The sequence below is a fragment of the Mycobacterium pinniadriaticum genome, assembly GCF_026242045.1.
GTDB classification, from domain to species: Bacteria; Actinomycetota; Actinomycetes; order Mycobacteriales; family Mycobacteriaceae; genus Mycobacterium; species Mycobacterium pinniadriaticum.
In genome coordinates, this window is the sequence record NZ_JAPJDO010000004.1 from 99213 (window position 1) to 125292 (window position 26080).

General features: G+C 64.1%; 28 protein-coding genes. 17 read left to right on the forward strand and 11 right to left on the reverse strand.

Translation table 11 applies throughout. The annotated features are described in order from the left end of the window. The first annotated feature begins 3 nt into the window (after positions 1-3). The 7 genes from ORI27_RS06440 (at position 4) to ORI27_RS06470 (ending at position 7821) form a co-directional block, all read left to right on the forward strand. Entirely contained in the window at positions 4-1233 is a 1230-nt protein-coding gene (locus ORI27_RS06440) for a cytochrome P450 (RefSeq protein ID WP_265995935.1), read from the forward strand. 7 nt (positions 1234-1240) lie between these two features. Then, positions 1241-2419, forward strand: a complete 1179-nt coding sequence (locus ORI27_RS06445; RefSeq protein ID WP_265995934.1) for an aromatic ring-hydroxylating oxygenase subunit alpha — start codon at positions 1241-1243, stop codon at positions 2417-2419. A 6-nt stretch (positions 2420-2425) separates the two neighbouring features. Then, on the forward strand, positions 2426-3280 hold the full coding sequence (locus tag ORI27_RS06450) for a hypothetical protein (protein WP_265995933.1): 855 nt from the start codon (positions 2426-2428) through the stop codon (positions 3278-3280). Continuing rightward, complete coding sequence (locus ORI27_RS06455; RefSeq protein WP_265995932.1) at positions 3277-4035, forward strand: Zn-ribbon domain-containing OB-fold protein; 759 nt, start codon at positions 3277-3279, stop codon at positions 4033-4035. The genes ORI27_RS06450 and ORI27_RS06455 overlap by 4 nt, the downstream gene beginning before the upstream one ends. After that, on the forward strand, positions 4032-5198 hold the full coding sequence (locus ORI27_RS06460) for a thiolase C-terminal domain-containing protein (RefSeq protein WP_265995931.1): 1167 nt from the start codon (positions 4032-4034) through the stop codon (positions 5196-5198). Before ORI27_RS06455 ends, ORI27_RS06460 begins: the two co-directional genes overlap by 4 nt. 21 nt (positions 5199-5219) lie before the next feature. Then, entirely contained in the window at positions 5220-6743 is a 1524-nt protein-coding gene (locus tag ORI27_RS06465; protein WP_265995930.1) for a class I adenylate-forming enzyme family protein, read from the forward strand. Positions 6744-6951: 208 nt separating this feature from the next. Continuing rightward, on the forward strand, positions 6952-7821 hold the full coding sequence (locus ORI27_RS06470; RefSeq protein ID WP_265995929.1) for a hypothetical protein: 870 nt from the start codon (positions 6952-6954) through the stop codon (positions 7819-7821). Between the two features lie 5 nt (positions 7822-7826). On the opposite strand, the gene ORI27_RS06475 is transcribed toward ORI27_RS06470, so the two are convergent. After that, positions 7827-8477 (reverse strand): TetR/AcrR family transcriptional regulator, encoded by a 651-nt coding sequence (locus ORI27_RS06475; RefSeq protein ID WP_265995928.1) that lies wholly within the window; start codon positions 8475-8477, stop codon positions 7827-7829. A gap of 48 nt (positions 8478-8525) precedes the next feature. Here ORI27_RS06475 and ORI27_RS06480 point away from each other — a divergent pair, with 48 nt between their 5' ends. Genes ORI27_RS06480 through ORI27_RS06495 form a run of 4 tightly spaced genes read left to right on the forward strand, consistent with a single transcriptional unit; the run spans position 8526 to position 13319 of the window. Next, entirely contained in the window at positions 8526-9584 is a 1059-nt protein-coding gene (locus ORI27_RS06480; protein ID WP_266073900.1) for a DUF7064 domain-containing protein, read from the forward strand. 13 nt (positions 9585-9597) lie between these two features. Continuing rightward, positions 9598-10707: a phosphotransferase family protein gene (locus tag ORI27_RS06485; RefSeq protein ID WP_265995926.1), complete on the forward strand. Its 1110-nt coding sequence runs from the start codon at positions 9598-9600 to the stop codon at positions 10705-10707. A gap of 2 nt (positions 10708-10709) precedes the next feature. After that, positions 10710-11690 carry a spirocyclase AveC family protein gene (locus ORI27_RS06490; RefSeq protein ID WP_265995925.1) on the forward strand — a complete coding sequence of 327 codons (981 nt, stop codon included), beginning with the start codon at positions 10710-10712 and terminating at the stop codon, positions 11688-11690. Between the two features lie 24 nt (positions 11691-11714). Continuing rightward, positions 11715-13319 (forward strand): phytoene desaturase family protein, encoded by a 1605-nt coding sequence (locus ORI27_RS06495; RefSeq protein ID WP_265995924.1) that lies wholly within the window; start codon positions 11715-11717, stop codon positions 13317-13319. A 142-nt stretch (positions 13320-13461) separates the two neighbouring features. Here ORI27_RS06495 and ORI27_RS06500 read toward each other — a convergent pair whose 3' ends face one another. Genes ORI27_RS06500 through ORI27_RS06515 form a run of 4 tightly spaced genes read right to left on the reverse strand, consistent with a single transcriptional unit; the run spans position 13462 to position 16633 of the window. Continuing rightward, entirely contained in the window at positions 13462-13644 is a 183-nt protein-coding gene (locus tag ORI27_RS06500) for a hypothetical protein (RefSeq protein ID WP_265995923.1), read from the reverse strand. Next, entirely contained in the window at positions 13641-14447 is an 807-nt protein-coding gene (locus ORI27_RS06505) for a hypothetical protein (RefSeq protein ID WP_265995922.1), read from the reverse strand. The genes ORI27_RS06500 and ORI27_RS06505 overlap by 4 nt, the downstream gene beginning before the upstream one ends. Continuing rightward, positions 14444-15265 (reverse strand): hypothetical protein, encoded by an 822-nt coding sequence (locus tag ORI27_RS06510; RefSeq protein WP_265995921.1) that lies wholly within the window; start codon positions 15263-15265, stop codon positions 14444-14446. Before ORI27_RS06510 ends, ORI27_RS06505 begins: the two co-directional genes overlap by 4 nt. Positions 15266-15280: 15 nt before the next feature. Further along, positions 15281-16633, reverse strand: coding sequence for a protoporphyrinogen/coproporphyrinogen oxidase (locus tag ORI27_RS06515; RefSeq protein WP_265995920.1), 1353 nt, complete (start codon positions 16631-16633; stop codon positions 15281-15283). Between the two features lie 78 nt (positions 16634-16711). Between ORI27_RS06515 and ORI27_RS06520 the strand changes: the two genes are divergently transcribed. Continuing rightward, positions 16712-17344, forward strand: a complete 633-nt coding sequence (locus ORI27_RS06520; RefSeq protein WP_265995919.1) for a TetR/AcrR family transcriptional regulator — start codon at positions 16712-16714, stop codon at positions 17342-17344. Between the two features lie 75 nt (positions 17345-17419). Here ORI27_RS06520 and ORI27_RS06525 read toward each other — a convergent pair whose 3' ends face one another. The 5 genes from ORI27_RS06525 to ORI27_RS06545 form a co-directional block, all read right to left on the reverse strand. Further along, a complete protein-coding gene (locus ORI27_RS06525) occupies positions 17420-17689 on the reverse strand; it encodes a cytochrome C oxidase subunit IV family protein (RefSeq protein ID WP_265995918.1) in 270 nt (89 codons plus the stop codon). A 2-nt stretch (positions 17690-17691) separates the two neighbouring features. Continuing rightward, positions 17692-18285 carry a cytochrome c oxidase subunit 3 gene (locus ORI27_RS06530; RefSeq protein WP_265995917.1) on the reverse strand — a complete coding sequence of 198 codons (594 nt, stop codon included), beginning with the start codon at positions 18283-18285 and terminating at the stop codon, positions 17692-17694. Further along, the gene (locus ORI27_RS06535) at positions 18282-18989 is read right to left on the reverse strand and encodes a hypothetical protein (RefSeq protein ID WP_265995916.1); all 708 of its coding nucleotides are present in this window, start codon (positions 18987-18989) and stop codon (positions 18282-18284) included. Before ORI27_RS06535 ends, ORI27_RS06530 begins: the two co-directional genes overlap by 4 nt. 4 nt (positions 18990-18993) lie before the next feature. Further along, a complete protein-coding gene (locus ORI27_RS06540) occupies positions 18994-20709 on the reverse strand; it encodes a phytoene desaturase family protein (protein ID WP_265995915.1) in 1716 nt (571 codons plus the stop codon). An 89-nt stretch (positions 20710-20798) separates the two neighbouring features. Beyond that, entirely contained in the window at positions 20799-21833 is a 1035-nt protein-coding gene (locus tag ORI27_RS06545; RefSeq protein ID WP_265995914.1) for a hypothetical protein, read from the reverse strand. Positions 21834-22043: 210 nt separating this feature from the next. Between ORI27_RS06545 and ORI27_RS06550 the strand changes: the two genes are divergently transcribed. After that, on the forward strand, positions 22044-22670 hold the full coding sequence (locus ORI27_RS06550) for a TetR/AcrR family transcriptional regulator (RefSeq protein WP_265995913.1): 627 nt from the start codon (positions 22044-22046) through the stop codon (positions 22668-22670). Here ORI27_RS06550 and ORI27_RS06555 read toward each other — a convergent pair. Continuing rightward, positions 22658-23257 (reverse strand): TetR/AcrR family transcriptional regulator, encoded by a 600-nt coding sequence (locus tag ORI27_RS06555; RefSeq protein WP_265995912.1) that lies wholly within the window; start codon positions 23255-23257, stop codon positions 22658-22660. The genes ORI27_RS06550 and ORI27_RS06555 overlap by 13 nt on opposite strands. Positions 23258-23340: 83 nt before the next feature. On the opposite strand from ORI27_RS06555, the gene ORI27_RS06560 reads away from it, so the two are divergent. The 4 genes from ORI27_RS06560 to ORI27_RS06575 all read left to right on the forward strand — a co-directional run bounded on the left by ORI27_RS06560 (position 23341) and on the right by ORI27_RS06575 (position 25953). Further along, positions 23341-24342, forward strand: a complete 1002-nt coding sequence (locus tag ORI27_RS06560) for a spirocyclase AveC family protein (protein ID WP_265995911.1) — start codon at positions 23341-23343, stop codon at positions 24340-24342. Between the two features lie 12 nt (positions 24343-24354). Then, a complete protein-coding gene (locus ORI27_RS06565) occupies positions 24355-25146 on the forward strand; it encodes a hypothetical protein (RefSeq protein ID WP_265995910.1) in 792 nt (263 codons plus the stop codon). Between the two features lie 142 nt (positions 25147-25288). Continuing rightward, entirely contained in the window at positions 25289-25540 is a 252-nt protein-coding gene (locus ORI27_RS06570; RefSeq protein ID WP_265995909.1) for a FitA-like ribbon-helix-helix domain-containing protein, read from the forward strand. Continuing rightward, positions 25537-25953: a type II toxin-antitoxin system VapC family toxin gene (locus ORI27_RS06575; protein WP_265995908.1), complete on the forward strand. Its 417-nt coding sequence runs from the start codon at positions 25537-25539 to the stop codon at positions 25951-25953. Before ORI27_RS06570 ends, ORI27_RS06575 begins: the two co-directional genes overlap by 4 nt. The last annotated feature ends 127 nt before the right edge of the window (positions 25954-26080 follow it).

The following is a 26080-nucleotide window of genomic DNA, read 5'->3' on the forward strand; positions in this document are numbered from 1 at the left end:
GAGATGACGACGATTGAGAAAGTGCCCGCTCACCTGGTGACGGATTTCGACGTGTATGACCCGAGCCTGGCTGAGCCGGTCGATGTCATGCAGGACAAGATGGCCGAGCTGGCCGCGATGGGTCCGGTGGTGTACTCGACCGCACACGGTGGGCACTGGATCGTGACGCGGTACAAGGAGATTCACCAGGTCCTCACCGATAGCACGACGTTCTCCAGCTATCCCAACAACCTGGTGACACCTGCCGATTTCGGCCGGTTCATCCCGCTGGAGCTCGACCCGCCGGAGCACACCGCCTACCGCCACGCGCTGCAACCGCTGTTCAGCCCGCAGCGGATGAAGCGGCTGTCCGACGACATCCGCGGCGTGGTCAACGACCTCATCGACAAATTCGCCGGCAGGGGCGAGGCGGAGTTCATCACCGAGTTCGCGCGCGAACTGCCGGCCAAGGTCTTTCTGGCCCTGATGGACTGGCCGATCGCCGATGCGCCGATGTTCATCGAAGCCACCGACGCGGTACTGTTCGGCAAACCTGGCGGTACCAAGGAAGAGTCCGACCAGGCGATGATGATGGCCGCGATGACGATCGCAGGCTACTTCAACACTGTGATCGCCGAGCGGCGCGGGAAATCCGGCGACGATGCCACATCCAAGCTGATCAACACCGAGGTTGAACTTCCCGACGGCACCCGGTTGATCAGCGACGAAGAGCTGTTCCGGATGTTCTTCCTGCTCTTGATGGGGGGTCTGCACACCGTGCAGGGCTCGCTGGCCTGGTCGGTCGTGCACTTCGTCAACAACCCAGCCCAGCGGGATCTGCTGATCGCCGACCCGACTCTTCTGCCCAAAGCCGTCGAAGAGGTGCTGCGTATCGAGGCGGCGGTGTCCGCCGGCCGCCGCGTGGCCTGCGACACCACCCTGGGCGGTGTGCAGCTGGCCAAGGATGACCAGCTCATCGTCCTGCTGTGTACCGCAAATCGCGATCCCGACTACTTTGATTCGCCCAATACCTTCGACGTGACCCGCAACCCCAACCGGCACCTGTCCTTCGGTTCGGGAGTGCACCGTTGCCTCGGCTCGCACTTGGGCCGGCTGGAGCTGACGATCGCACTCGAAGAACTCCATCGACGCATTCCCGACTACCGACTCGTGGAGTCCGACCCGCCGATCTTCCACTCCACCCAGGTGCGCGGCTGCCATCGGATGCCGATCACGTTCACGCCCGAGAAGTGAGTCCGCAATGACCAAATCACTGCCGCGCCCTGACCGAATCAGGCGAGCGATCGAGCTCCTGCGCAACGAGACGACCGACAAATTCGACGACGTGGTCACGTTCTCCGCGCACGAGTTCACCGATCCCGAGTTAGCCCAGCGTGAAAGGGATCTCATTTTCGGTGAGGTGCCCTCGATCATCGCCCATGGTTCGGAGATCGCCAAGCCCTACGATTTCATGACCGTCCAGATGCCGCGAAACAACGTCCTTTTGGTGCGCCAGAAGGACGGCGGCGTCAAGGCATTCGTCAACCTGTGCCGTCATCGCGGAGCGCTGCTCGAGGACAACGAGAAGGGCCGCTGCAGGTTCTTCTCGTGCCCGTACCATCGTTGGTCTTACGATCCGGACGGATCATTGCGAATGATCACCCGCGACAACACCTTCGGTGATATCGACCGCGGAAAGTTCGGCCTGGTCGAGCTCCCGTGCGAGGAGCGCCACGGATTCATCTGGATCATCGACAACGCCAACGCGTCGATCGACGTCGCCGGCTGGCTCGGGCCGGAGATGGACGCGATCCTGGGCGGCTACGATCTCGCCGAGCTGGTGTGCTTCCGGGCAGCGGGTTTCGACGAGCCGACCAACTGGAAGATCATGCAGGATGCGTTCCTGGACGGTTACCACATCCAGTACGCCCACCCCAATTCCGCGGGAAAGATCATCCACACGAATGTGATGGCGTTTGAGGACTTCGGTCGGCATTGCCGTTTTATTGCGCCGCGGAAGTCCATCGATCGCTGGCTGGAGGAGGATCCGGGTGATCGCTCGCTCGATCCCTACGTGACCGAAACCCATTTTCTGCTGCCCAACAGCACATTGCTTCGTCAGCCCGACCACTTCCAGTTGCTGACGTTCCGCCCGCATCCGACCGACCCGACGAAGTCGCGGATGGAACAGCGGCTGATGGTTCCCCGGCTGGAGGTTTCCGGTATGGCCGAGGATCACTGGAACAATCGGTGGGAAAAGAACTGGGAAATCCTGTTGACAGTGCTGCATAGCGAGGACTTCCCGCTGCTGCGCAACTCTCAACAGGGCATGGGCAGTGCGGACGCCGGTGACATGCTATTGGGCCGAAACGAGACGGCCAACCAGGTGTTCCGGCGGGAGACGAAGCGGCTCCTCGCCAAAGGTGCCCCGCCGTCCTGATTCGCGATGATCAAATACGAATGGCGCAACGCGCTGAGTCGGCCCGAAGCCGACGAACTTGCCGGCCTGCTGACACGCGCTGCGGCCTATGACGCCGAAGCCGGTTACAACAGTATCGATTTCGCCGATGTGGAACGGTCGATGGCGGCCGCAGACTCGCTCGACCGGCATCTGCTGATCTGGATGCTGCCGCATGCCATTGCCATGGACGAGCCCAACGCACCCGAGTGCATTGCCGGCTTGTTGCGCCTCGCGGGTGCGGCATCGGGCAGCGCCCAGGCTACCGCCGTGATCGATCCCGGCCTGCGTTCGATCGGCATCATGACTCTTCTGCTCGAGCAGGTCGGTCTCGATACGGCGGGCGCCGCCGGTTGGTTGGGCACGGGTGCGCACACCATCACCTCCTGGGCTCGGGGGAACCATCCGGCCAGCGGCCGGCTCAGCAATCGCTTCCTGATCCCACGGACGCGCCGGGTCTGGCAACTGATCTGCGGTACTGACTCCGGTGTGGACGTCGCAGCACCAGTTCTCGAACGAATCGGGTCCGATGGCGGGCCGCGGTATGCGTTGCGGGAAGGCGGCAGTGTAGTCGGGTGGGCGATGCTGAATCGGCAGCCGGTGCTGTCTGAGGGGCTCGGTGACTGCGTGGTCGTCGACCGCATCGACGCCGCGGCGTCCGCTCCGCCGGGGGGCTTGCGACGCCTTCTGGACGGTGTCGTCGCCGTCGCCGGCGAAGCCGGACTGGCCGGCGCCATCGTCCATGTGGATTCTGATGACACCAGGCTGGTCAACGCGGCTCGCCTGGCGGGCTTCCATCACGATCGCACCGATGTGCGCTACCAACTCGGAGGCAGCAGTTGACCATTGAGCTCGCACCCGGCGTGCCCGGCGAACTCGTCGCCACAGTCGAGGCCCATGGCAAAGCCGTTGCGGCCGCTGACAACGCCACTGTCCTGGCCGATTTCCTGCCGGACCGCATCGGTCAACTCATTGCATCGGCCGATGTGCCGAATCGCCTGACGGGATGCGAAGTACGCAGCATCGCCGGTGTCGGTGACGATCGCTACGACGCGGTCATCCGCTACCTCAAGCCCGATGGCGACTGGTTTGAACTACGCAGCCGCTGGGTGCACTTCGACGACGGCACCTGGCGGGTGTTCAGTGTGCGCAACATCCCGGAGACCCCCCCGTGGATGGACCTGGCTGGGCCGTCCGATGACGGGATCGACACCCCGCATTGGGATGGATTGCGCGCGGGCAGGCTACTTCTTCAGCAGTGCGCCGGATGCGCGAACTGGATCTGGGCACCCCGGCCGATCTGTCCACGCTGCCACTCGTTCGACATGCGGTGGCAACAGGTCGAACCGGTGGGCGTCATCTATTCGTGGACCCGTACCTGGCAGCCGTTCAGCCGGGAAGCCACCGGGCACCTGCCCTACGTCGTTGTCCTCGTGGAACTTCCCGCTGCTGGCGGGTGCCGGGTGGTTGGGGTGCTCGCGCACGCCGACGGCGTGACACCCGCTATCGGAGCGACAGTCGTGGGCCACATCGACTCGCCCCCCGACGATGAACATTGGCCACTGATCCGCTGGCAGCTCGAGGAGGTGCAGCGATGACCCGATTCCGCGGCGCCACCGCCGTTGTCGGTGTCGGCGCGACCGAGTACTACAAGCGGGGCACCAGCCCGTTGTCGTCGGCGCAGCTGGTGTTGCGGGCAATTCTGGGGGCCTGCGAGGACGCCGGCGCCGACCCGCGATCGATCGATGGATTTGTCTCCTACGCGGGTGATTCGAGTGAGGGACTGGTGCTCGGTGCTGCTCTGGGTGTCCGGGAGGTCCGGTGGTCGACCCAGGTCTTGGGCGGTGGGGGAGGTGCGGTCGCCGCAGCGGTGAATTGTGCTGCCGCGGCGGTCTATAGCGGCCAGGCGAACTGCGTCGCGGTTTACCGCGGGCTCAGCGAGGGAACCGACGGGCGCGGCGCCTACAACAAGGGCCACATGGGCCATCTGTATACCGCGCACGGCATGTTGGCACCGGCACAGGTCTGCGCGTTGCGCACCCAGCGGATGCTGGAGGTCGACCGGGTGCCTGCCTCCGCACTCGAGGCGGTGGCGTTGGCCGGTTACCACCATGCCCAGAACAACCCGGCGGCCGTGGCGTACGGTCGCCCGCTGGATCACGACGGCTACCAGGCGAGTCGGTTGATCTCCGAGCCACTGAGACTGTTCGACTGTTCGCGAGAAAACGACGGGGCAACCGCGATTCTCGTGGTGGCGGCAGACCGTACGGGCGATTACCGTGGCCGGCCTGCCTACATCCTGTCCGGGGTTCAGGGTGCGGCGGCCGGGTGGAGCGAGTCCGTCGAGAACGAACGCGACTACACAAGCGCGGGCTTTCACCCGGCGTTGGTGCAGAGATTGTGGACCGACGCACAGATCGGCCCCGCGGATGTGGACGTGTCGCAGGTCTACGAGAATTTCACCGGCCCGGCGGTGGCGGCCATGATCGACCACGGTCTGTGCCCCGGTGGTCCAGCCGCCGGCGACTACCTGACGGTGGACAACCTCACCGTCGAGAAGGGAAGCCTGCCGATCAACACCGCCGGTGGCAACATCGCGGAAGGATTCGTCCACGGCATCGGGCTGGTCGCCGAGGCGGTACGTCAGATCCGCGGTGGATCACCGAATCCGGTGCAAGATGCCGACATCTCTCTTCTGATCGGCGGCCCCATGGCACCATTGGTGAGCTCTACCGTATTCGGTTCAGCTTCAACGATCTGACCGAAGGGATAGAGGAGGACGATGGCCGCGACCGTGGCATCGGCATTGCGCTGGTGGGCCAGGACCAAGGGCGACCAGTGCGCACTGATCGTCGGCGAGGACGAGATCAGCTACCGGCAGTTGCACGAATGGACCAGCCGGTTGGCCAGAAAGCTGACTGATGAGGGAGTCAAGCCAGGAGACCGGGTCGGGCTGCTGGCGCCCAATACCCCGCAATGGCCGGTAGCGGCATTGGCGGTGATGAAGTCCGGGGCGACGCTGGTCCCACTGAACTCGCGCCTGAAGCCGGCCGAGATCCGCAAGATCGCCGACGACGCGGAAATCAATGCCGTCATTGCGGCCTCCACCCACGCTGCGGGCGCCGACGAGGCACGCGGTGCGGGTAGGGATTTCACTCTCTGGACCTTCGATATCGTCGACGATCAGCAGTTCGGCGAGCCGGACGACTTCGTGATCCAGCCGCAGCCTGATGATCCGATTGCGGTGATCTTCACCAGTGGCTCGACCGGCTTGTCGAAGGGGGTGATCCTCACCAGTCGGACACTGATGGGCATGGTGCTGGAGAACACCCTCGCCGAGGAGGGTTTCCGCCCCGGAACCGTCACCCTTCTGGTGCTGCCGCTGGCCTTCACGCCGGGGCTGGTCTATGGCCTCTTGATCACCTCGGTTCTCGGTGGCACGTTGGTCGTCGAACCGGAGCTCAATCCGGCGCGCGCGGTGACATTGATCGAGAAGTACTCGGTGCGAGCCCTTTTCGGTGTCCCCCTGGTCTTTGAGGCGCTCTCGCGTGCCGCTGAGTTCGCTGAGGCCGATCTGAGTTCGCTGCAGACGGCCATCGTGGGTGGCGCAGCGGTGCCCGTCGACCTGTTGCGCCGGTGGGCGGAGAAGGGGGTGCTGCTTCGCCAGATCTACGGGATGACCGAAGCCGGTGGTGTGGCGACGGCAACCCTGAAAGACGACGCGCTCGAACATCCGGACTCGTGCGGTAGTGGATCGATCTTCACCGAGGTCGACGTGATGCTCGATGACGGGTCGATGGCGGGTCCAGGGGAACCAGGGGAACTGGTGGTCCGCGGTCCCGGAGTCACACCGGGTTACTGGAACGATCCGCAGACCACGGCTGCCGCGATCCGCGACGGCTGGTTGCACAGCGGTGACGTCGGCGTGCGCGATGAACAAGGCCGGATCACCTTCCTGGACCGCATCAAGGAACTCATCATCTCGGGCGGTATCAACATCTCACCGGTCGAGCTCGAGTCCGCGATCAGGACGCTCGACGGTGTCGAGGAGGTGGCCGTCATCGCCGCGCCCGACCCGCGCTTCGGAGAGACGCCCGCGGCGATCGTCACCGTCGTGGACGGGGCTGCCCTTGACGAATCCGCGGTGGTGGCCCATTGCGAAGCGGTTCTGTCGGACTACAAGGTCCCCCGCTACATCGTGCTCCGGACGGATCGGCTGCCCCGGCTGCCGAGTGGCAAGTTAGACAAGTCCGCGATACGCGACGAATACCGCGACATTCCAGGGAGATTCAACAGGGTCCGGTAGTCCGGCCCGACACGGGCCGCGGTGACACCCCGTTGGTGCAGAGGCGCGAGTGCGGAACCCGACAACTCTGCGGGCGTCGGAGGCTGGTCAACGCATGGGCGTTGCGGGTCGGCATATCGCGCGGGGTGAATCACATTTCATACTTGAATAGATATTCATTCGACGTTACGCTCCGGGTGCCGACGCATGAGCACCGAAGGAGAGGGACATGTCTGGGCTTGAGTACGTGCTTGCCGCGCCCCCGATACCCGCACACCCGACAACCCCGATGCCGTTCGTGCCCGAGGTGCTGTTCACGATCTTCCTGGGCATCCCGGTGGTCGTCATGGTGTTCTTCGCGATCAAACACCTGATCGTCGGGAAGGGGCCACTGTTGACCTTCTGTCTGATCGGTGGCGGCATCGCGTGCCTGTTCGAGCCGATCGTGGACACCTTGGGTTTGTGCTACATCCGCCAGGGCGCGGTCACGACGACCTTCTCCTCGATGGGCCGTGATTTCCCGCTGTTCATCAACTTCGTCTACATCTGGTACGTCGGCGGCCTGGCGTATCTGGCCTACCGCATCTACTCCACCGGGGTCACTCGCAAGCAGATGTTCCAGCTCTACCTGATCGACGTGGTCATCAACATCTTTCTGGAAAGCCCGGGTGTCCTGATGGGTGCCTACGAGTACTACGGGCCGCAGCCGCTGAACTTCTGGGGCCTGCCGCTGTGGTGGGTGTGCGTGAACCCGCTGATGCCGATGACGGCCGGCGCGCTGATCTACCGGATGCGACCGCACCTCCCGGGCTGGCGGTTGGCCTTGGTCATCGCGTTCATTCCGATGTCGGACGGGATCGCCAACGGCGCGGCCGCCTGGCCGGTGTGGACGGCGCTGAATCTGGATGCCTCGCTGTGGGTCACGCACTTCGCCTGGCTGGTCACGCTCGGACTGGCGCTCACCTACGTCTGGGTGCTGTCCTTCGTGGTGGCACGCCCCGATGACGAGGTGTTCATCAAATCGAAGGTCGGCATCCTCAAGGCGGCGGTCTTCGGGGCCGAGGACGCGGTCAAGGCCAGAGAACCGGCGACGGCCTGACCTGGTCAGGAACGCTCGAGTTTGGCGACCTTGGTGACCACGGCCTTGGCCTCCGCGGCGCTCAGTCCCAGCGCCGCAAGGACCAGGCGGGCGAAGGCCCGCTCGGCGTGATCGCCATGCCGTCCGTCGAGGATCTCCCGGATGAGGGCGAATGCCCCGCCGATCACCGTCGTCAGCAGCACCTCGACGTCGGCGACGTCGAAACGCCCGCTGGCGATCCCGCGTTCGACGGCCACCCGGGCATGTGGGTGCACGGCGGCGCCGAACAGTGCCTCGGAGTGGCCGATATTGACGATCAGCCGCGCGAAGTCGGGTTCGGCGTAGGCCAGGCGGATCACCCGCAGATTGGCCAGGGCAACGACTTCGGCCGGGTCGGTCGCGTCGTCCACATTGCTGATGGTCGCCGACGCCAGATCCGAGAGGCTCTCGGTGATGATGGCTTCGAGGAACTCCTCTTTGGAAGGGAAGTAGTTGTAGAACGATCCCAGCGCGATGTCGGCCTGTTCAGTGATCTCCTGGATGCGGAGTCCGGGAACACCTTTCGCGGCGATCAGGGTGCGGCCGGCGTCCAGCAATTGCCGCCGGGTCCGCTCGCGCTGGCGTTCGGTCCGCGTCGCGGGTTTCTCGGTAGTGGGCACCCCATGATTGTTCAACATGAATAGATTTTCATACTTGATAGTCCGTTCATTCAACGTTACGTTTGGATGGTGAGTTCGAAATTGGCGGTCCATGCGGCGGAAACCGACCTGCTGATCCCACTGCCCGGGCCGGACGAGGCCTGGGACCCGCACCTGATCCACACCCACTACTTCGGGTTCTCCGTGCCAGAGGCCGCGATAGGTGCGTTCCTCTATGTCCGCTATCAGCCGGCGTTTCCGCTGTCCCAGGGCGGAGTGTGCGTCTTCCAAGGCAACGAGAACATCGAATACACCGACATGGCCTATCTCGACTACGAGATCACCATGCCGTGGCCCACGGTCGATCGGAACACGATCACCACCGATAACGGTCTGTCGATCGAATTCGTCGAGCCCGGCAAGACCGCCCGCCTGCGCTATAGCGCACCCGACGACCGCATGTCGTTTGACGTCGTCGCCGAAGCGGTGACACCGCTGCTGGCCCGCGGACACGTGATGCCCGGCGAGGACGCGCATCACGACCAGTCCCGTCAGCCTGGCGGTAGCGAACAGTTCATGCACGTCACCGGAACCCTGCAGCTCGACGGCGCAACGTACGACGTCGACTGCTTCGCCCCGCGGGACCGGTCCTGGCGCCAGATCCGGGTGGAACGGCGTGGCGCTGTCCCGAGCCCTCCGGTTGGTTGGTCGCCGATGTATTTCGGTCCCGACCTTGTCTTCAACCAGATCAGCTTCGAGCCGCTCGACACCGGCCCTCGCTGGGCTGGCTTGTATCAGGTGGGGGATCGCCCATCCCACCACTTCGCCTGGGTGCAGCGCGGTGACGAGACCAGGTCGGTGACCTCGGTCCGTCGCGACGTGCTCGAGTATCACCCCGTCATCCACCTGGCGACCCGCCAGGAGATCACCGCGCGCGACGATCACGGCGACACCTACCGTTTCCACGGCGAAGCGATCGCCTCCGCAGTGCTTCCCGCATGGCCCAACGTGTCCTTTCACGACAGCGTCTATCGCTGGGAGGACGACCAGGGGCGGGTCACTCACTGCACCTACCAGGAGATCTGGTTCGACACCTACCAGCGCGCGATGCTGGACCACCGCACGCAACCGACACCGACAGCATGAGAGGCACTCCGAGATGGCCTTGAAGAACGAAATCGATACCGAAGAGGCATCGCGGCGTTTGGCGTCCTGGCTCGAATCGAAAATCGATGGAGCCCAGCAGGTCCGGGTCACCGATCTCGACGTTCCCGCATCGGCCGGCTTGTCCAATGAGACCGTGCTCTTCACCGCTTCGTGGGACCAGGACGGTCAGCACCACACGCGGCCGATGGTGGCCCGGGTGCAACCCGCGGGCCAGGGCGTGTTCGCCTCCTATGACCTCGGCAAGGAAGCCAGCGTCATCGGTGCGCTCGGTTCGGTTGGGGTGCCGGTGCCCGAGGTCTACTTCTACGAGATGGATCCGGCGGTCTTCGGTTCACCGTTCCTGGTGATGAAGCGGATAGAAGGCCGGGTTCCCTCCGATGACCCGCCGTTCACCGCTGGCGGCTGGGTTCTCGACCTCACCCCGGAACAGCGAACGCTCATGTGGCACAACAGCCTGAAGGCGCTGGCGGCAATCCACGCCGCCGACTGGCAGGCGCTGGGTCTGGGGTTCCTGGACACCGACGCCAACGGCAGCGGAGTGCACGCGCAGATCGCCAACTGGCGCGACTCATTCACCTGGGCGGCAGAGGGCGAACCAAATTCCACCATCGAGCACGCCCTCGAATGGCTCGCCGACAACGTCCCCGACACGGCGGCGCCGAAAGTGTTGAACTGGGGGGACGCTCGTGTCGGCAACATCATCTTCGGCGACGATCTCGCCGCCGCTGCGGTCCTCGACTGGGAAATGGTGACACTGGGTAGCCGCGAACTCGACCTCGGTTGGTGGTTGTTCCTGATGCGGCACCACACCGAAGGCATCGGACTGGCTCTGCCAGAGGGGATTCCCGACCGTGGCGACACCCTTGCGTACTACACGTCGATCACCGGCTACACACCCGCCGACATCGACTACTACGAGATCCTCGCCGCCACCAAACTGTCCATCATCATGGTGCGCGCGGCGCACATGATGATCGCGATGGGACTCATGCCCGCGGATTCGCCGATGGCGCTCAACAATCCGGCCAGTCAGTTGCTGGCCAAACTACTCGGTCTCTCGGCGCCGACGGGTGAGACCGCCACCTTCATCGGCAACCGCTGACCGTGGACCGTTCCGTCCTGACCGACCGCTCGACCGCGCCAGCGGTCGGCACCGAGGAGCGTCGCGGCGCGGTCTCGCTGTGGGCGCTGCTGGGTGTGGTGTGGATTCTGTTCATCGGTCAGGCCTGGGCCCGTTGGTTCCTGTCCGACACCCAATTCGGGCCGGCACCCATCCATGGACCGGACACGTTCGACGGTGCCGCAATCGTGGTGTTGCGGGTCATCGAAGTGGCCAGCCTGGTGATCGCGGGTGCGACTATCTGGGTGTTTCTCGTCAAGCCGTTGATCGTCGACCGGCGGCTGAGCCTGGACGGCATGATCGTCATCGGCTCACTGCTGGCCTCAGGCATCGACCCGCTGATCAACTACTTCCACTACACGTTCGCCTGGAATGCCCACGCGCTCAACGTCGGATCCTGGCTGGCGTTCTTTCCGCTGCACCAGGGACCGACCCGTTATGCCGAGGGTTTGGCCTGGTTCGTGCCGCAATATCTGTATCTGGGGATCGGCCTGGCCGCCATCGAGTGCCGCATCATCCTCGCCCTGCGGCGGCGCTACCCGGGTATCGCCAACGTCCGTTCCTTCAGCCTCGCGTTCGTGGTGATCCTCGGTGTGGACATCGTGCTCGAGCAGGTTTTCATCCGGACCCGGGTCTACGCCTTTCCCCGCACCTGGGAGGCGTTCACCCTGTTCGCCGGCACCCCCTATCAGTTCCCGGTGTACGAGAGCGTGTTCGTCGCGGTCTATGCCGCCGGATTCACCTACCTGCGGATGTCCGCCCACGACAGCACCGACGGGATCCCCTTCCTGCACCGCGGAATCCACCGCTGGCCCAGTCATCTTCGGACACCGGTCAAACTGCTAGCGGTCATCGGGTTCTGTGCGGCCTGGGCTGCGCTCGCGTATTTCATTCCGTGGAGCTGGATGTCGGTCAATCCCGATTCGGTCATCACCCCACCGTCGTACATGCTTCCCGGTCCCTAACTGCATTTGAGGAGAACTGCACCCGTGCAATCCCAAACCCAATCCCTGCCTCCTGAAGTCGATTACGTCATCGTCGGGGCGGGCCACAACGGGCTGACGGCCGCGTGCTATCTGGCCCGCGCGGGCCACCGTGTCGCCGTCGTCGAAGCGTCACCCACCGTCGGCGGGATGACCTCGACGAATGCCACCCTGCCCAGTGCACCCGGTCACTTCTTCAACGAGGGTGCCATCCAGCTGACCGGGATATTCCGGCTGTCCGGCGTCGCCGAGGACCTTCAGCTGCACAAGTATGGATTGCGGCAGATCGCGGTGGATCCGGCCCACGTCCAATTGGCGCCCGATGGCAGCTCCCTGGCGATCTGGAAGGACGCCAGCCGCACGGCCGACGAATTGCGGCGCTTCTCACCCAAGGATGCCCGGGCGTGGCTGGACCTGGCCAACGCGCTGGATCCCGCGATGGACGTGGTCGTCGCCTATATGAAGTCGCACCCGTTGCGGCCCTGGAACGCCGAGATGGCGAAGTCTGTCATGCGGGCGGCTCGTCATCCCAAGCAGTTGTGGTCGCTACGGCACATGGCCACCGCGTCGCACACCGAGTTCCTGGAAGAAACATTCGAGTCCGAACTCCCGAAGGGCGCGTTGGCTGCGATGGCTGCCTTCTCCCAGATGCGCCTGGACATGACCGCGTGGGCGATGATCTATCTCGGTGTTGTGCAAAAGGTTGCGAATGCCATGCCGGTCGGCGGAACGGGTGCGTTGCCCGCTGCGTTGCACCGCTGCCTGCTGGCCCTCGGCGGAACCGTGCACACTGACAGTCGGGTGCGCGAGTTCGTCATGGCCGGCGATCGGGTCACCGGTATCGAACTCGACACCGGCCAGATCGTCAAGGCGCGCACGGCCGTGATCGCTACCTGCAATCCGGTGATCACGCTCAACGAGCTACTGCCCGAAGGGGTGCTGGATACCAGGCTCTCCGCGCGAGCCAAGGACATCCCGATCCGCAAGACGCACGCCACCTCGCTGAAGATCAACGTCGCCATCGATGGTGAGGTGTCGATGCGGCGCCACGAAGAGTGGCGGGGCAACGATCTCGACCTCCGCAAGTATCTGGTGGCGTGGCACACCCTCGAAGAACAGGATGCCGGGTGGAACTCCCTGGTTCGGGGCGAATGGCCCGATCCGGTTCCGGTGAGCTGCGCGATCATCCCGTCGGCGGTCGACCCCTCACAGGCGCCTCCCGGCAAGAGCAACCTGTGGCTGTGGTCGGGGGTGATTCCCGTGACCCCGCGCGAACCGTGGGAGGACGTCCGCGACAAGATCGGTGACTCGGTGTTGCGTGACAGCGCCTTGTACTACGAGGGCCTCGACGGCCTCGAAATCGACCGGGCGGTGCTCGGCGGTCCCGACATCGAGGAGCGCTTCAACGCCCCGGCCGGAAACGTCTACCACATCGATCCGCTGATCACCCGTTTCGGGCCGCTCAAGCCCGCCCCAGGACTGGGCGCTTACCGCACTCCGGTCAAGGGGCTATACCTCAGTGGGGCCGGCACTCATCCGGTCGGGGGAGTGTGTGCGCTGCCGGGCAAGCTGGCCGCGCAGACGGCTATGCGTGATCAAGCCAAGGGCTGACGCGCCTTGGGCAGGCGCCCCGGCCGCCATGAAAGTGGTACCCACGGCGGGAGGAACCGCGTGACGAGCAAGCCGGTGAGGATTGCCGCCACACCGAGTACTCCACAGAGGGCGCCGGCACGCTGAAATATCTTGCGTGACTTCATATGGTTGTCTCTCTCATCTGATGATTGGCGGTTTCGTGGTCTTCGGAATTGATTGCCTCCATCAAGGAGGTTGTGTTGACGATGAATGCCGCCGCGAAGACGACGGCAGGTAGCCAGAAGGCGACGCAGAGGAGTCCGCCCAGCGAGCAGAGCCGCTGGAATGTCATCTGGGCGTTCATGTCAGCAACTCCTGCAGCCCAGGTTCACGCAGCCGCACCGATATCCGCGCGGCGGTCGTGATCAGGATGTCCAGGACCGACAGGCCGATCGCTATCGTGAGAAACGCTGCCCCCCAAGTGACAACGGGTCCGGCCTGGGCGTTGAGCGCCGAATAGATCGGCCAGCCGACGGCAACGCTGCTCGCGGCGTTGCACACCATCGGCAGCAGCGGCAGGTAGAGCATTCGCCAGCCGGTGAACCTGTCCTCGGCCGCGAGCAGTAGCACGGCCAGACCCAGCGGTCCGACGGCGTTGATGAAGATCCAGTACACCGGGAAGCCGCCGACCTGCATCGGTGCGTCACCGAAGTACTGGTAGATGCCCGACGCGAGTACCGGCAGTTCGACAGCGATGTCGATGATGACCAACATCCCTACCCAGCGCCACAGTTGGGCTCGGCTCATTCCGCGCCGAAGGTTCTGCAGGATCAGGTAGGGCATGCCCCCGAAGAACACGATGTAGATTCCCAAGCCCCACAGAGGAACCCGAGAGAAGGTGTCGATCGCCGTCCACTGACCCGCTTCGGGATGCCATACCAGGCCGAGAACGTCGTCGATGGGTTCGTTGAGGTAGGAGATCGCCCCACCGATCAGCAGGAGGATCAGTGTTGCCGATCGCCGGTGTACCAGCTCGCAGATGGCGTAGACGAGGAACGCTGCCACCAGCACGCCCATCACCGCCGTGGTGATCACCTGCGCCGTGTGCGGCATCACGGTGCCGTCGGGCGTCGGAGGCAGATCGAAATGCCCGGCGAGCAGCGTCATATCCGCTCCCTGTCCGGCTGCGACGCCTCGGCGGCCTTCGCGCGTTGCAGGTCGCGGGTGCGGGCGTAGATCCCCCGCGCCATGGCATCGAGTAGCACCATGCCGATGGCGCAGGAGGCCAGAGCGCCGCCCCATGTCACCCAGGCCGGCGCGCCAGGGGTGTGCAGCGCGTTGTAGACAGGTAGCCCGACCGCGGCGCTACATGCGGCATCGGTGACGAGAGGCAGAAATACCACGAGCGGGGCGCGCCAGCCGCGGAAGTAGTTCGGTGCGGCGAAGAGAATGGCGGCGGTCAGAATAGGCCCGGTGGTGTTGATGAACAGCCAGTACAGCGGGAATCCGCCGACTGACATCGGGACGTCGCCGTACCCGAAGTACGTGTAGAGCCGAAAATGCAGCAGCGGCAACTCGATCAAGAGATCGGCGACGAATGTTATCGCGATGCCGGTCCAGAAGGCCTTCGGGGTGAACGTGAGCTTTCTCAGTTCCACGAGCAGCACGTAGGCGATACCGCCGAAGAAGATGATGTAGGTGGGCAACCCCCAGTGCGGGATCGGTCCCATCGTCTCGAACAGCACGTGCTGGCCCGGGCGTGGGTGATGAACCAGCCCGAGGATGTCGTCGAGCGGCTCGTTGAACAACGCGATACCCCCGCCGGCCAGCAGGGTGATGGCCAGCGGTGAACCGGTTCGGCGCCACTCCCGTACGGCATAGATCACGAAGGCGGCAACCACCGACCACAGTGCGATCTCCGCGGCGATCTGGGGAACGCGTGGAAAGACCATGTCCGGCGGGACCGGGATATTGAACTGCGCCATGGCGAACACAGGGCATCACACGCCCACGAGCGCGGTGGGCCGCAGCGCGGTGAGCAGCTCGCGCGCCGCCCGCTCACCCGCCGTCGTCGCGGTGTTGACGTTCCCCGACGAGTTGTACGAGCCGGCCAGGTGGATGCGGCTGTTGAGATCTCGGCCGGCGTGAAAGGCGCCGAGCTCCTTGTACAGCCCCGGATGGCTGTACACCAGCACCGGGTACCAGCGGTTGACGCGGGTGAACTCGATGTCGGCGCTCAGCCCGGGAAGCGCCTTCTCCGCTTCGCGTATTGCGTCGGCGAGGATCTCGCCATCGGTGGCGTCCATGTGGTCGATCGCCCACTGGTTCATCATGAACAGCGAGACCAGTCCCTTCCCGCTCGGAGCTCGCCCAGGCACTTTGTTGTGCTCCAGAATGATGGCGAACAATCCCTCGGATACCGGTCGCGGGACCACGATGAAGGATGCCGCGCAGTCCGGGACTCGTTCGAGCGCCAGATTGATCGACATGGTGGACGTGTAGTTGAGCCGGCGCAGGACGGCCGCCCGATCGGGATCGAGCTGGGGGAGAAGATCGGGGACTTCGTTGCCCATACTGGACACGATCGCCCCGGCGCCGGTCTCGGTGTGAACTCCGGCGGCGTCCTCGTAGGTGATGGTCACCTCGCCGCCGCTTTCGACGACCTTGAGCACCCGGGTGTTCAACCGCACGTCGGACAACTTGTCCGCGATCCGTTGCGGGAATGAGGAATAGCCGTCACGGAAGGCGAACAGTCTGGTGCCGAGCACTTTCTGCCACAGGAAGAAGAACTCGACGACCGAGATGACGTCACCGGGAACTCCCGCGCCGCCGCGCACCGTCGGCTCGATCAGATAGTCGTAGAGTTCACCGTCCAGACCGCGGCGGCGGCAGTAATCCTCGGGTGTCTCGACGTCGTACTCTGCAGCGATCGAAAGGTCCTCGTAACTCAACAGGTTGCGTAGCCTGAACGAGTCGAGGGCAAGCTTGGCGACCTTGAGCTTGGAGCTCAAGGACAGGAGTTTGGTCCGTGCCGCGTCGAGGATCAGGTGGTTGGACCGCATCAGGTGCAGTTGATCGCCCCGCATGAAACCCATCAGCGAGTTCGCGGGCACCAGCTCGTCGGCCATCCCGACGTCATGGACCAGACCCATCACGCTGTCGTAGGCCTCGGGCAGGATCGTGGTACCGGCCTCCATCAGGAAGCCGTCGCGCTTGACCGACAACAACTGGCCGCCCACGCGATCCCGGGATTCCAGCACGACGACATCGCAGCCCGCTTCCTGCAGTCGCCACGCGGCGGCCAAACCCGACGGACCTGCTCCCACCACGAAAATCTTCGAACGATCGTTCATGCCGACACGGTATCGGACAGTCTGTATGGCCGTCCATACATTCTGTTTGATTGGGTGGACTTTCAGTACACTGACCGAGTGGATCCCGCCCCGCCCCGCCCGTTGCAGCTCTCGCATTCCCAGCGGCGAGGCATGCTCAGCAGGCATTTCGTCGGCGTTGTCGAGAAGTTGGTCGAGGGCGGCGCGTCCTATGCCGACCTGAGCGTGGAGGCCATCATCACGGCGGGTGGCATCTCGCGGTCCACCTTCTACGTCTATTTCGACGACAAAGGCGACTTGCTGGTTGCGATGGCAGCCGACGTGATCGGCGATCTGGTGTCGACGGGATCGTCGTGGTGGGACCTTCCCCCGGACGCCACCAGAGCGGATCTGCATGCGGCGCTGAGGATTCCCATCGACACCTATCGTCAGCACAGGACGATACTGAGCACGGTCGTCGAGACCGCGGCCTACGACCCCAGGGTGCGCGAACAGCACCAGTCGCTCATCGGGCAGGTGGTGCCCGCCCTCGCAGGCTACATCGCAGGCGCACAAACCTCGGGGACGGCAGATCCCGATCTGGACGCCGAACGCACTGCGCGGTGGCTGGTCTGGATGATCGAGCGTGGCCTCTATCAGCTGGTCGGCACGGCCGACGACGACGAGGTCGACAGCGAACTCGACGCACTCACCGACATCGTTTGGCGGGTGGTGTACCGCCGCACGCAGTGAACCCGGTCGTCGAGAGTGTGGGCTTCTGTCGAAAGTCGTTGATGCTTACACCGACAACTCCCACGCTCGACGTGACTAAGGCTTCATCAGCACATCGAGCAAGACCAGGGCCGCGAACACGACGAGCACGTAGCCCTCGAACAGCATGCGCAGGGCCGTCGGGGCCACCCGCACGTCCATGAAATGCAGCCCGATCAGTCGCACCTTGAGCATCGCGATCCCGATGATCGTGATGGCCGCGGCCCCGGCGAGATCGGCACTCTGCTCGATACCGACCAGAAATGATCCGAAGGTCAATGCCAGCAGCACGATCCAGACCAGGGTCAACCGACGTGTGGCGGCCATCGTCACCTCACCAGGTAGAAGAGCGCGAACAGGACCACCCAGAGCAAATCCACCATGTGCCAGAAGATCCCGCCGGTCTCACACAGTTGTTGGTGCTTGCCGGTGAGAGCGGGCCGACGGGTCAGGACGACCAGCCGAGCCAGGATCGCCAGACCGATCAGCACGTGCATCAGGTGGATGCCGGTGAACACGAAATAGTACGAGAAGTACTCGCCGCTGCCGACACCCTTTCCGGCGCGAAAGAGTTCAGTCCACTCGATGGCCTTGACGGCCACGAAGCCGGCGCCGCACCCGGCCGCGCCGGAGAACAATCGCGTGGCGTCCCGATGCCGGCCGCCGAGCACTCGCTGCACACCGATGGCAACCAGCAGTGAACTACTCAGGAGCAGAACGGTGTTCACCGTACCCAATGCGACGTGAAGATCGGCGTGGCCCGATGCGAAGGACTGCGGGTTCCTGCCCCGCGAGTACATGAAGGTCGCGAAGAACAGTGCGAACACCGTCATATCGCCGAGGACGAAAACCCAGATGCCCTCCTCGCCGGGAATCCGCCGCTCGCTCGCGCGGTCCGGCACGAGGTCACCCACCAGCGTCATGACGCCAATGCGTCCTCAGGTGTCCGGGTTTCATCACTCGACGTACTGGTCCACAGCTGCCAGGACATCACCAGGAACCACACCCCGAAGAACACCGCCACCAACCAGAACGCCAGGAGTCCGTTCCAGGCGAAGACGCCGTCTTTGAACAGCACCACCAGCCCGCCGGCGGCGAAGATGAAGGCACACCACACGTTGAAGTAGCCCAGCCATCTCGGCCAGATGTTCGTGTTGGCCCCGAAGATCGCGAAACCGATGACCAGACACTGGATGGTGGCGGCCGGCCAGTTCATCACGAACGGCAGCCAGCCGAGATCATTGAGCGCCTGGGTGATCTGCGGATCGCGTTCCGGGCGGTAGGACGCCGCGCCGAAGGCGAAGACCGGCATGAGAATGGCGACGACGGCCAGGCCGGTCCCGACGAGCTGGGTGTAGGCCAACGCGGAGTACCGAGACCCTTCCATCTGCCGGATCCGCACCGCTATCAAAGCGCCGAAGGGCGCTTGTAAGCCCGCTGCGGCCAACATGATCACCAAGCCCATTCGCTTGAGGCCGGTGTTGGTGGACCAGAATTCGGCCACCTGCTCGGCGGTCCGCATCGGCGACATCGGCGGCAGGAGCCCGGTCATGATGATGGCCGGGAACAGAAGTAACACAAATGCTGCACCGCACACTGCCATCGTGCGTTGGATATCGCGCGTCATCGGATCAGAGCTCGGCTGGGAACGGGTCGTTTTGCCCGCTCGCGTAAGGGTCCTCGGTGAGCGCGGCCCGCCGACTCTCCCGGCGCAGCCTGGACTTGAGCGCGCCGAGCCGTCCGCCCTGATCTTCCAGTTTGAAGTCCTTGAGCATGGTGCGCGCCGCGTTCTGGCCGGGCATGCCGCTGATCCCGGCGACGGGGTGGGTACCCGATCCGGTCAGGAACAGTCCTTCGACCGGGGTGCGATAACCGGCGAATCCGCTGACCGGCTTGTTGGGCCCGAAGCGGCTGATCGTCGGATCGACGTGGTAGACCGAGCCGTCGATGGCCCAGAATCGTTCCTCGATGTCGGGCAGCACCAGCGGGCGCACCGCGACCTGCATGTCCTCGACGCCCTTGTAGTACTGGTCGGCGTCCTTGATGATGCTGTCGGTGATCTTCTTGCGCGCCACATCCCAGCCCTCCTCGGGGAAGGACGGGGTCAGGCCGGTCCAGAACCACCACAGATCCTTGCCGGGCGGTGACATCGACGGATCGAAGGCATTGGTCACCTGTGCCAAGCCGGGAATCGCGTCGGGCACCTGACCGCGCACGCACGCTTTGGCGGCCTCCTTGGCCTGCTCGTAGGTGTGATAGCAATTGCAGGCGAGCCGCAGATCGATCCCGTCGCCACGCCACTTTTCGTGCTTGGACATGTCCACCCGCCCCGACAACGCGACGTTGACCTTCGCATCGGCGATACCGCGCTTGCGGGTCGGGATGTGGTCGGCGGCCACCTGTTTCTTGTGCTCCAGCACGCCGCGGGGGAGCAGCCGGGTCAGTGTCGTCTTCGGGCTACAGGCGGTCAAAACGCCTCGGCGGGCACGGATCTCGGCGCCACCTCGAACGCGCACGCCCACGCAGCGGTTATGCTCGATGATGAGTTCTTCGACCGGCGAACTGGTGATGATGTCGCCGCCGTTGTCCTTGAGGACCCCGATCAGTGCCTTGGGTAGCGAGCCTGTGCCACCGTGGAACATGGCCACGCCGTACTTGGACAGCACTCCGAGGTAGATCAGCGACCATCCCGACAGGTCGGCGTCGAAGGGCATGAACGGCAGCGACGTCAGCAGTGGCGCCCGGATCATGTCGTGTTCGAAGCTCTCCTCGACCGCCTCGGTCTGAGAACTGGCCATCCAGCGCCCGATGGCGCTGAGTTGTTTGCGGTTCTTGGCAACACCCTTGGCGGCCTTGAGGATTGCCGAGATGTCCGGTGTCACGACGTTGGTCTGCATCATCGGCAGACCGATCTCCACGGCCGCGTCGATCACTTCGTAGAGCTCGAGCAGCGCGCGGGCGTCCTTGCGGGAGAAGTGCTCCAGCTCGGAAGCGGTCTTGCGGGGATCGCGCCAGAGCCCGAGAGAGCTGCCGTCGGCGGCCAGTTGGAAGTGCGCCGGGTCGATGACCGTCTGACGCAGCCCGTAGCGGGTCGACAGTTCGAGGTCGGCGTTGATCGTCGTGGTGCGGAACAGCGACGCCTGGATGGAGGCTTCGTTGATGGTGTATTCGGGTGCTTCCGGCGCGAACGAGTTCGTCGACGTCATACCGCCGGCCGTCGCCGCGGCCTCCACAACAAGGACGTTGAGCCCGGCCTTGGCCAGGTAGGCCGCCGCGACTAGACCGTTGTGCCCGGAGCCGACGACGACGACATCGGCCTCACGCGGGGGCTGGGCAGTTTGGGACATGACAAAACCTCATCGAGTGTAGAAGGGAAAGACGGAAAACGATGGGCCGGAGCCGGTTTGCACTCGGAACCGGCCCACCGCTCCGCGGGTCAGATCGAGGTCGCCGGCTGGCGGTTCTGCTGCGTGCCGTTCATGATGATGGTCGGCCCGACCACGAGCGCCTGAGCCGGATCCTCGGGGTCGACCGCGATTCCGTCTCCGGACTTGACGCCGCCTTCCTCGCACATCTTGCGCCACAGTTCCTGGCGGCCCTTGCGGGTCGGGATGAACTTGCCGTAGGCGAACACCCGCCAGAAGGTCCACTTGGGAGCGGGCAGCGAATTCGGCCGGCCGACAAGGCGATGCAGCACGAACATCCAGCCCACCATCATCGCCATCATGAGGGCGGCGCCCAGCCAGCGCACCGCGGTCGGCAGCGTGGAGTTGTGGATCAGGATGTGCGGCCAGCCCACCCCGAAGTAGGCGACCATCATGCCGAACGGGGCCACCAGCAGCAGCCACAGCTTGTGCGCGCCCTTGAGCCTCGGCACGGCGAAGGCGAGAATGGCGCCGATCGTGACGAACGAACCACCGTTGATGAAGCCCCACCAGTACGGGAAGTTCAGGAAGCTGAACGGCTGCACACCGTAGTAGAGGTAGGTGCCCAGGTTGATGCCTGCGGTTTCCATGACGGCGTCGGTGACGATTCCCATGCCCAGCAGCATCACGAAGTGGCTCGCGTGGGCGCCGTTACGGATCACGAAGTAGCAGAAGTACGCCTCGAGCCCCAGGAACGCCACGTAGCACGGCGGGATGAGCAGGGGCACGGTGATACCGAAGTTGGTGAACGCCGGCATGAGGTTGTTGGCCCAGTGCAGATGGCCGAGCAGGTCGAGCATCGGCTCGAGCAGGCTGCAGATCAGACCACTGGCCATCACGATCAGCGGGATGTAATTGCGGCTGCGCACCGCGGCCCGGATGGCCCAGGGCAGGGCGAAGACGACGACCAGCGCGCCGGCGATGAGGAAGAAGGCGATCTCCGCACCCAGGCTGACGCTGAAGTCACCGGGGGCTGGCTGGATGTTGGGCGGCCAGCCCTGGCCCTGCACCAGGGGTGACCAACTCAGGCTCAACGTGGGACTCATCTGTGTGGCCTCTCCTTATGATCTTGTGCCCGCATGCCCGCTTCAACTGCGGTTTCTCCGCGGCAACCGGCGCGACACCGCCATCTGGCGACTGTGGACCAGCTCACACTAACATCGTGTCTAGACATTGTGTATACCTTGTTTGAAATTGGATTAAATTACGTGCACGCGCCGCTTGGGGCGGCTCTCGGCGACGGTAAGGTGGCTGCGATGACAGGGGCGACGCGTCGGCCGCGATCGGTTGAGCTCAACGGGGTGCCGCCGGTCGATGCCATCTACGCGGCGACGGCCCGGCTCATGGAGCGTGAGGCGTTCGCCGATATCAGCGTGGCGCAGATCCTCACCGAGGCGAACGTCTCGCGGGCGACGTTCTACTTCTACTTCTCGTCGAAGTTCTCGGTACTGTCCGGTCTGCTCGAGGCGGCCATGGAGGACATCTTCGGAACGGTGCAGCCGTTCCTGGAGCGTTCGCCCGACGATCCGCCGTCACTGGCGTTGGAGCGCAGCATCCGTGCGGTGACCCATGCCTGGCATCGGCACCGGGCGGTGTTGCAGGCGGCCAATCAGCATTGGCACAGCGAGCGGGCGCTGCGTTCCCTCTGGCTTGCGGTCGTCGAGCGCTTTGTCGCCGCCGGCGCGGTCGAGATCGATCGGGAGCGCGAGGCCGGTCTGATCACCTCGGAGCTGCCGAGCCGGACCTTGGCCGCCACCCTGTTCTGGAGCACCGAGCGGGTACTGCACATCGCGGGTATGGGTGTGGATCCCGAGCTCACCGACGAGGAAGCCATGGTCGGCCCGCTCGTGGCGATGTGGAACGGCACGCTTTACGGCAATTGAGGTTGCGTGACGCTGGCCATTGCCAGCGATGTCATCACGAACCGTTCGATCATCGCTCGCTCGTCGTCCTGAGGAATGTTGCGGCGCAGGATGATCGATGCGTAGACGGTGTGCAGCCAGTCCGAGAGATCCCGATTCGACAAGTCGTCGCGAAGCAGGTGCCGCGCCCGGCCGACATCGAGCCAGGGCTGCCAGAAGCGCAAACCGCGTTCGACGAGTTCGGGTGACCACAGCGCCTCGTGTGCGGTGATCGGACTGCCGTCGCCGAGCAGTGCCGACAGTTCGGGGTCGTTGCGCAGCGTCTCGATGATGCGGACGGACAGTTCGACAAACGATTCGGTGAAACTCCCGTCCGGGACGCTGGCGCCGGGGGTGGCGGCATCGGCGATCTCGACGATCCGCTCGATGGCGGCGGCCAGCACCAGCTCGCGACGATCGAAAAACACTTTGTACACCATCTGTCGGCTGTAGCCGGCGCCCCGTGCGACATCCGTCATCGTCACCGCGCGAACCCCCTTGGCGCGGAACAACTCACGGGCCGCGGCAACGACACGGCTCCGGGCGGCGGCGCGGGGAGTCGGGGTCATGACGTTGACATCATCGCACACATGGCGTCATTATCACCCTAACGGTTACAAATCACCTAGTTTGTCTACTGGAGGTTATCGCAATGTCCTTGACCGCCGGGCCCGGCAACGCGATCGCCGAGCAGCACGCCGCGTCGGATCCGCCGCCACTCGGGCGACAGGGCCCCGCGACGTTCCTCGCGCTCATCGGCGTCGTGTGGTTCGTGATCTGTGTCGAAGTCATTGTGCGATGGGTGACTTCGGGTGAGGAATTCACACCGGCGCCGAGGATCGGGCCAGACGTCATGGAGGACTGGCGGCTGGTCGCACTGCGAATCTTCGAGGCGATCAGCCTGGCGGTGATGGTTGCGTTCATCTGGTACTGCGTGATCAAGCCGATTCGCCAGACCGGCAGGATGGGCCTTGACGGCAAGTTCGTCATCGGGGGCATCATCTGCTTCGTCGCGGACGCCTTCCTCAACGTGCAGCAGTACCTGTTCGCCTGGAACAGTGCCAACGTCAATCGCGGGGTCTGGGTCCGATTCCTGCCGTTCCACAACCCGGATGCGCCGAGTCGTTATGCGGAGTCGTTGATCTGGGGCCCGCCGATGTATATCTACTTCTGCGCCGGGGTGGCCATCGTGGCCTGCCACGAGGCGCAGCGCGTGCGGCGCCGGTGGCCGGGAATGTCGAAGTTCCGGCTGTTTGTCTTCATCTTCATTTTCGAATTCATTTTCGATTTTGTGGTGGAGAATGTGGTGATCAGGACAACCCACGCCTATGCCTTCGCGAAAACCTATGAACCGCTGACCTTGTGGCCCGGTGAGGTGTACCAGTTTCCGATTTACGAGTCGGTCCTAGTGGCCTTCGTGGGATGTGTCTTCACCTGGGCGCGGATGGAGGCGCAGGAGCGGCCGGTCGGGGAGTCGCCGATCGAGTTCGGCGCGCAGCGGTGGCGCCCGTCGCTGCGCCCGCACGTCCGGAATTTCGCGGTCCTCGGATTCTGCATGGTCACCTTGGTGTTCGTGTACCACCTGCCGTTCAACTGGCTCGGGTTGATCGGGACGTCGTATGCAAACCTGCCCAGCTATCTGCTGGCCGGCTGATCGGAGGACGTGATGGCACCCGTGACGACGATTGGAATCGACACGCCAGTCTGGCCGGCCGGCCAATGGATCGCCACCGTGCTCACGTTCGCCCTGGCGGTCGTGGTCCTCATCTGGGTGGCCCGCCTGTGCCGCCGGGAGTCGATCGTCTGGCCGCTGTTCGTGCTCGTCAGTGGGACGCTCACCTGCCTCATGGAACCGCTCTTCGACCACCTGTACGGGCTGTGGTTCCGTGAACAGGGGCAGTGGCACCTGTATACGACGTTCGGTAGTCATCAACCGATCTGGGTGCCCGCGGCCTACCTGACCTTCTACGGCGGCGCCAGCGTGTTCATCGCCCGCACCATCGCTCGCCGTCCGACGATCCGGACTGTATGGACGATGTACGTGTTCATCGTGGTGATGGCGATCGCGGCCGAGATGACCTACGTCAGTGTGCTGAAAGTCTATGAGTACCAGGACAGTCAGCCGTTCGTGGTGCTGGGCTACCCGATCTTCCTGGGCTTCACCAATGCGATGTCGGCGCTGGTGAGCGGGATCGTGATCTACCGACTTGCGCCGCGCCTGAGTGGGGTCGCCTACCTCTACCTGATCCCGATCGTGCCGATGGCTTTCGCGGCGGGCTTGTTCGGCTCCGGGATCCTGTACCTGTCGGTGCGCCATTCGGTCGACAACCCGCCGATGCTTCTCGTCCATCTGGCCGCGTTGACGGTGGTTGGCGGCATCGCCAGCACCGTGGGGCTGTTGGGCAGGGTGCTTGTAGAACCGAGATTTCAATGCAAGGAGAGTGTTCCGCGCAGGTAGCGAGGTAGTTGGATCACCGGCATCGTGGGCTTCGTGAGTCGAGACATCAAGGGGGCATCGGGATCGGACCACTGCGTTGACGATGCCCGGCACAAGCCGGCTTGTAGCGCCATCGTGGTGATATCATGATATCGTTCCTGTCATGGCGCAAATTCTCATTCGCCAACTCGAGGACGACACTAAGGCTAAATTGCAGCGACTGGCCCGCCGACACGGTCGCAGTGCCGAGGAGGAGGCGCGCGAGATCCTGCGCAACGCCGTCCGAAACGTCGATGAGCCCCCCGAGCGATTAGGGTCGCGTATCGCGTCACGCTTTGAAGGTTGGGGTCTAACCGAGGAGATACCGGAACTGCGGGGGCAGTCCGTCCGTCCGGCACAGTTCAACGACCAGTGATTCTGCTCGACACCAACGTTCTGTCCGCGCTGATGCGGGACACACCTGATCCCACGGTAGTGCGATGGCTCGACAATCAACCCGCCGAATCGATTTGGACGACATCGGTGACGGTGTTCGAGATACGCACCGGCATTGACCTTTTGTCGTCCAGTCGTCGGCGACGCCGGCTCGATGACACGTTTAGTCAGCTCCTTGCCGAAGATCTTGACGGTAGGGTGCAATCTTTCGATCTGACAGCCGCGCTCGCGTCCGGAACAATCGCCGCGAGCCGGCAGCGAAGCGGTCGTTCGGTGGAAATTCGTGACGTGCAGATCGCCGGCATCGCGCTATCCCGACACGCCACGGTAGCCACCCGAAATACTCGCCACTTCGAAGGCGTCGGAGTCGAACTCGTCAATCCCTGGAGCTAGTCGATGCACCACGGACAACGAGAACTTCCCGGAAGCGGTGATTGAGGACAAGGTGTTGCTGCAGTGTCCGTTCTCGTCCGAACTGAGGGAATTCAGCGTTCGACGGCTACCTCGTGCGGCTAGGTTT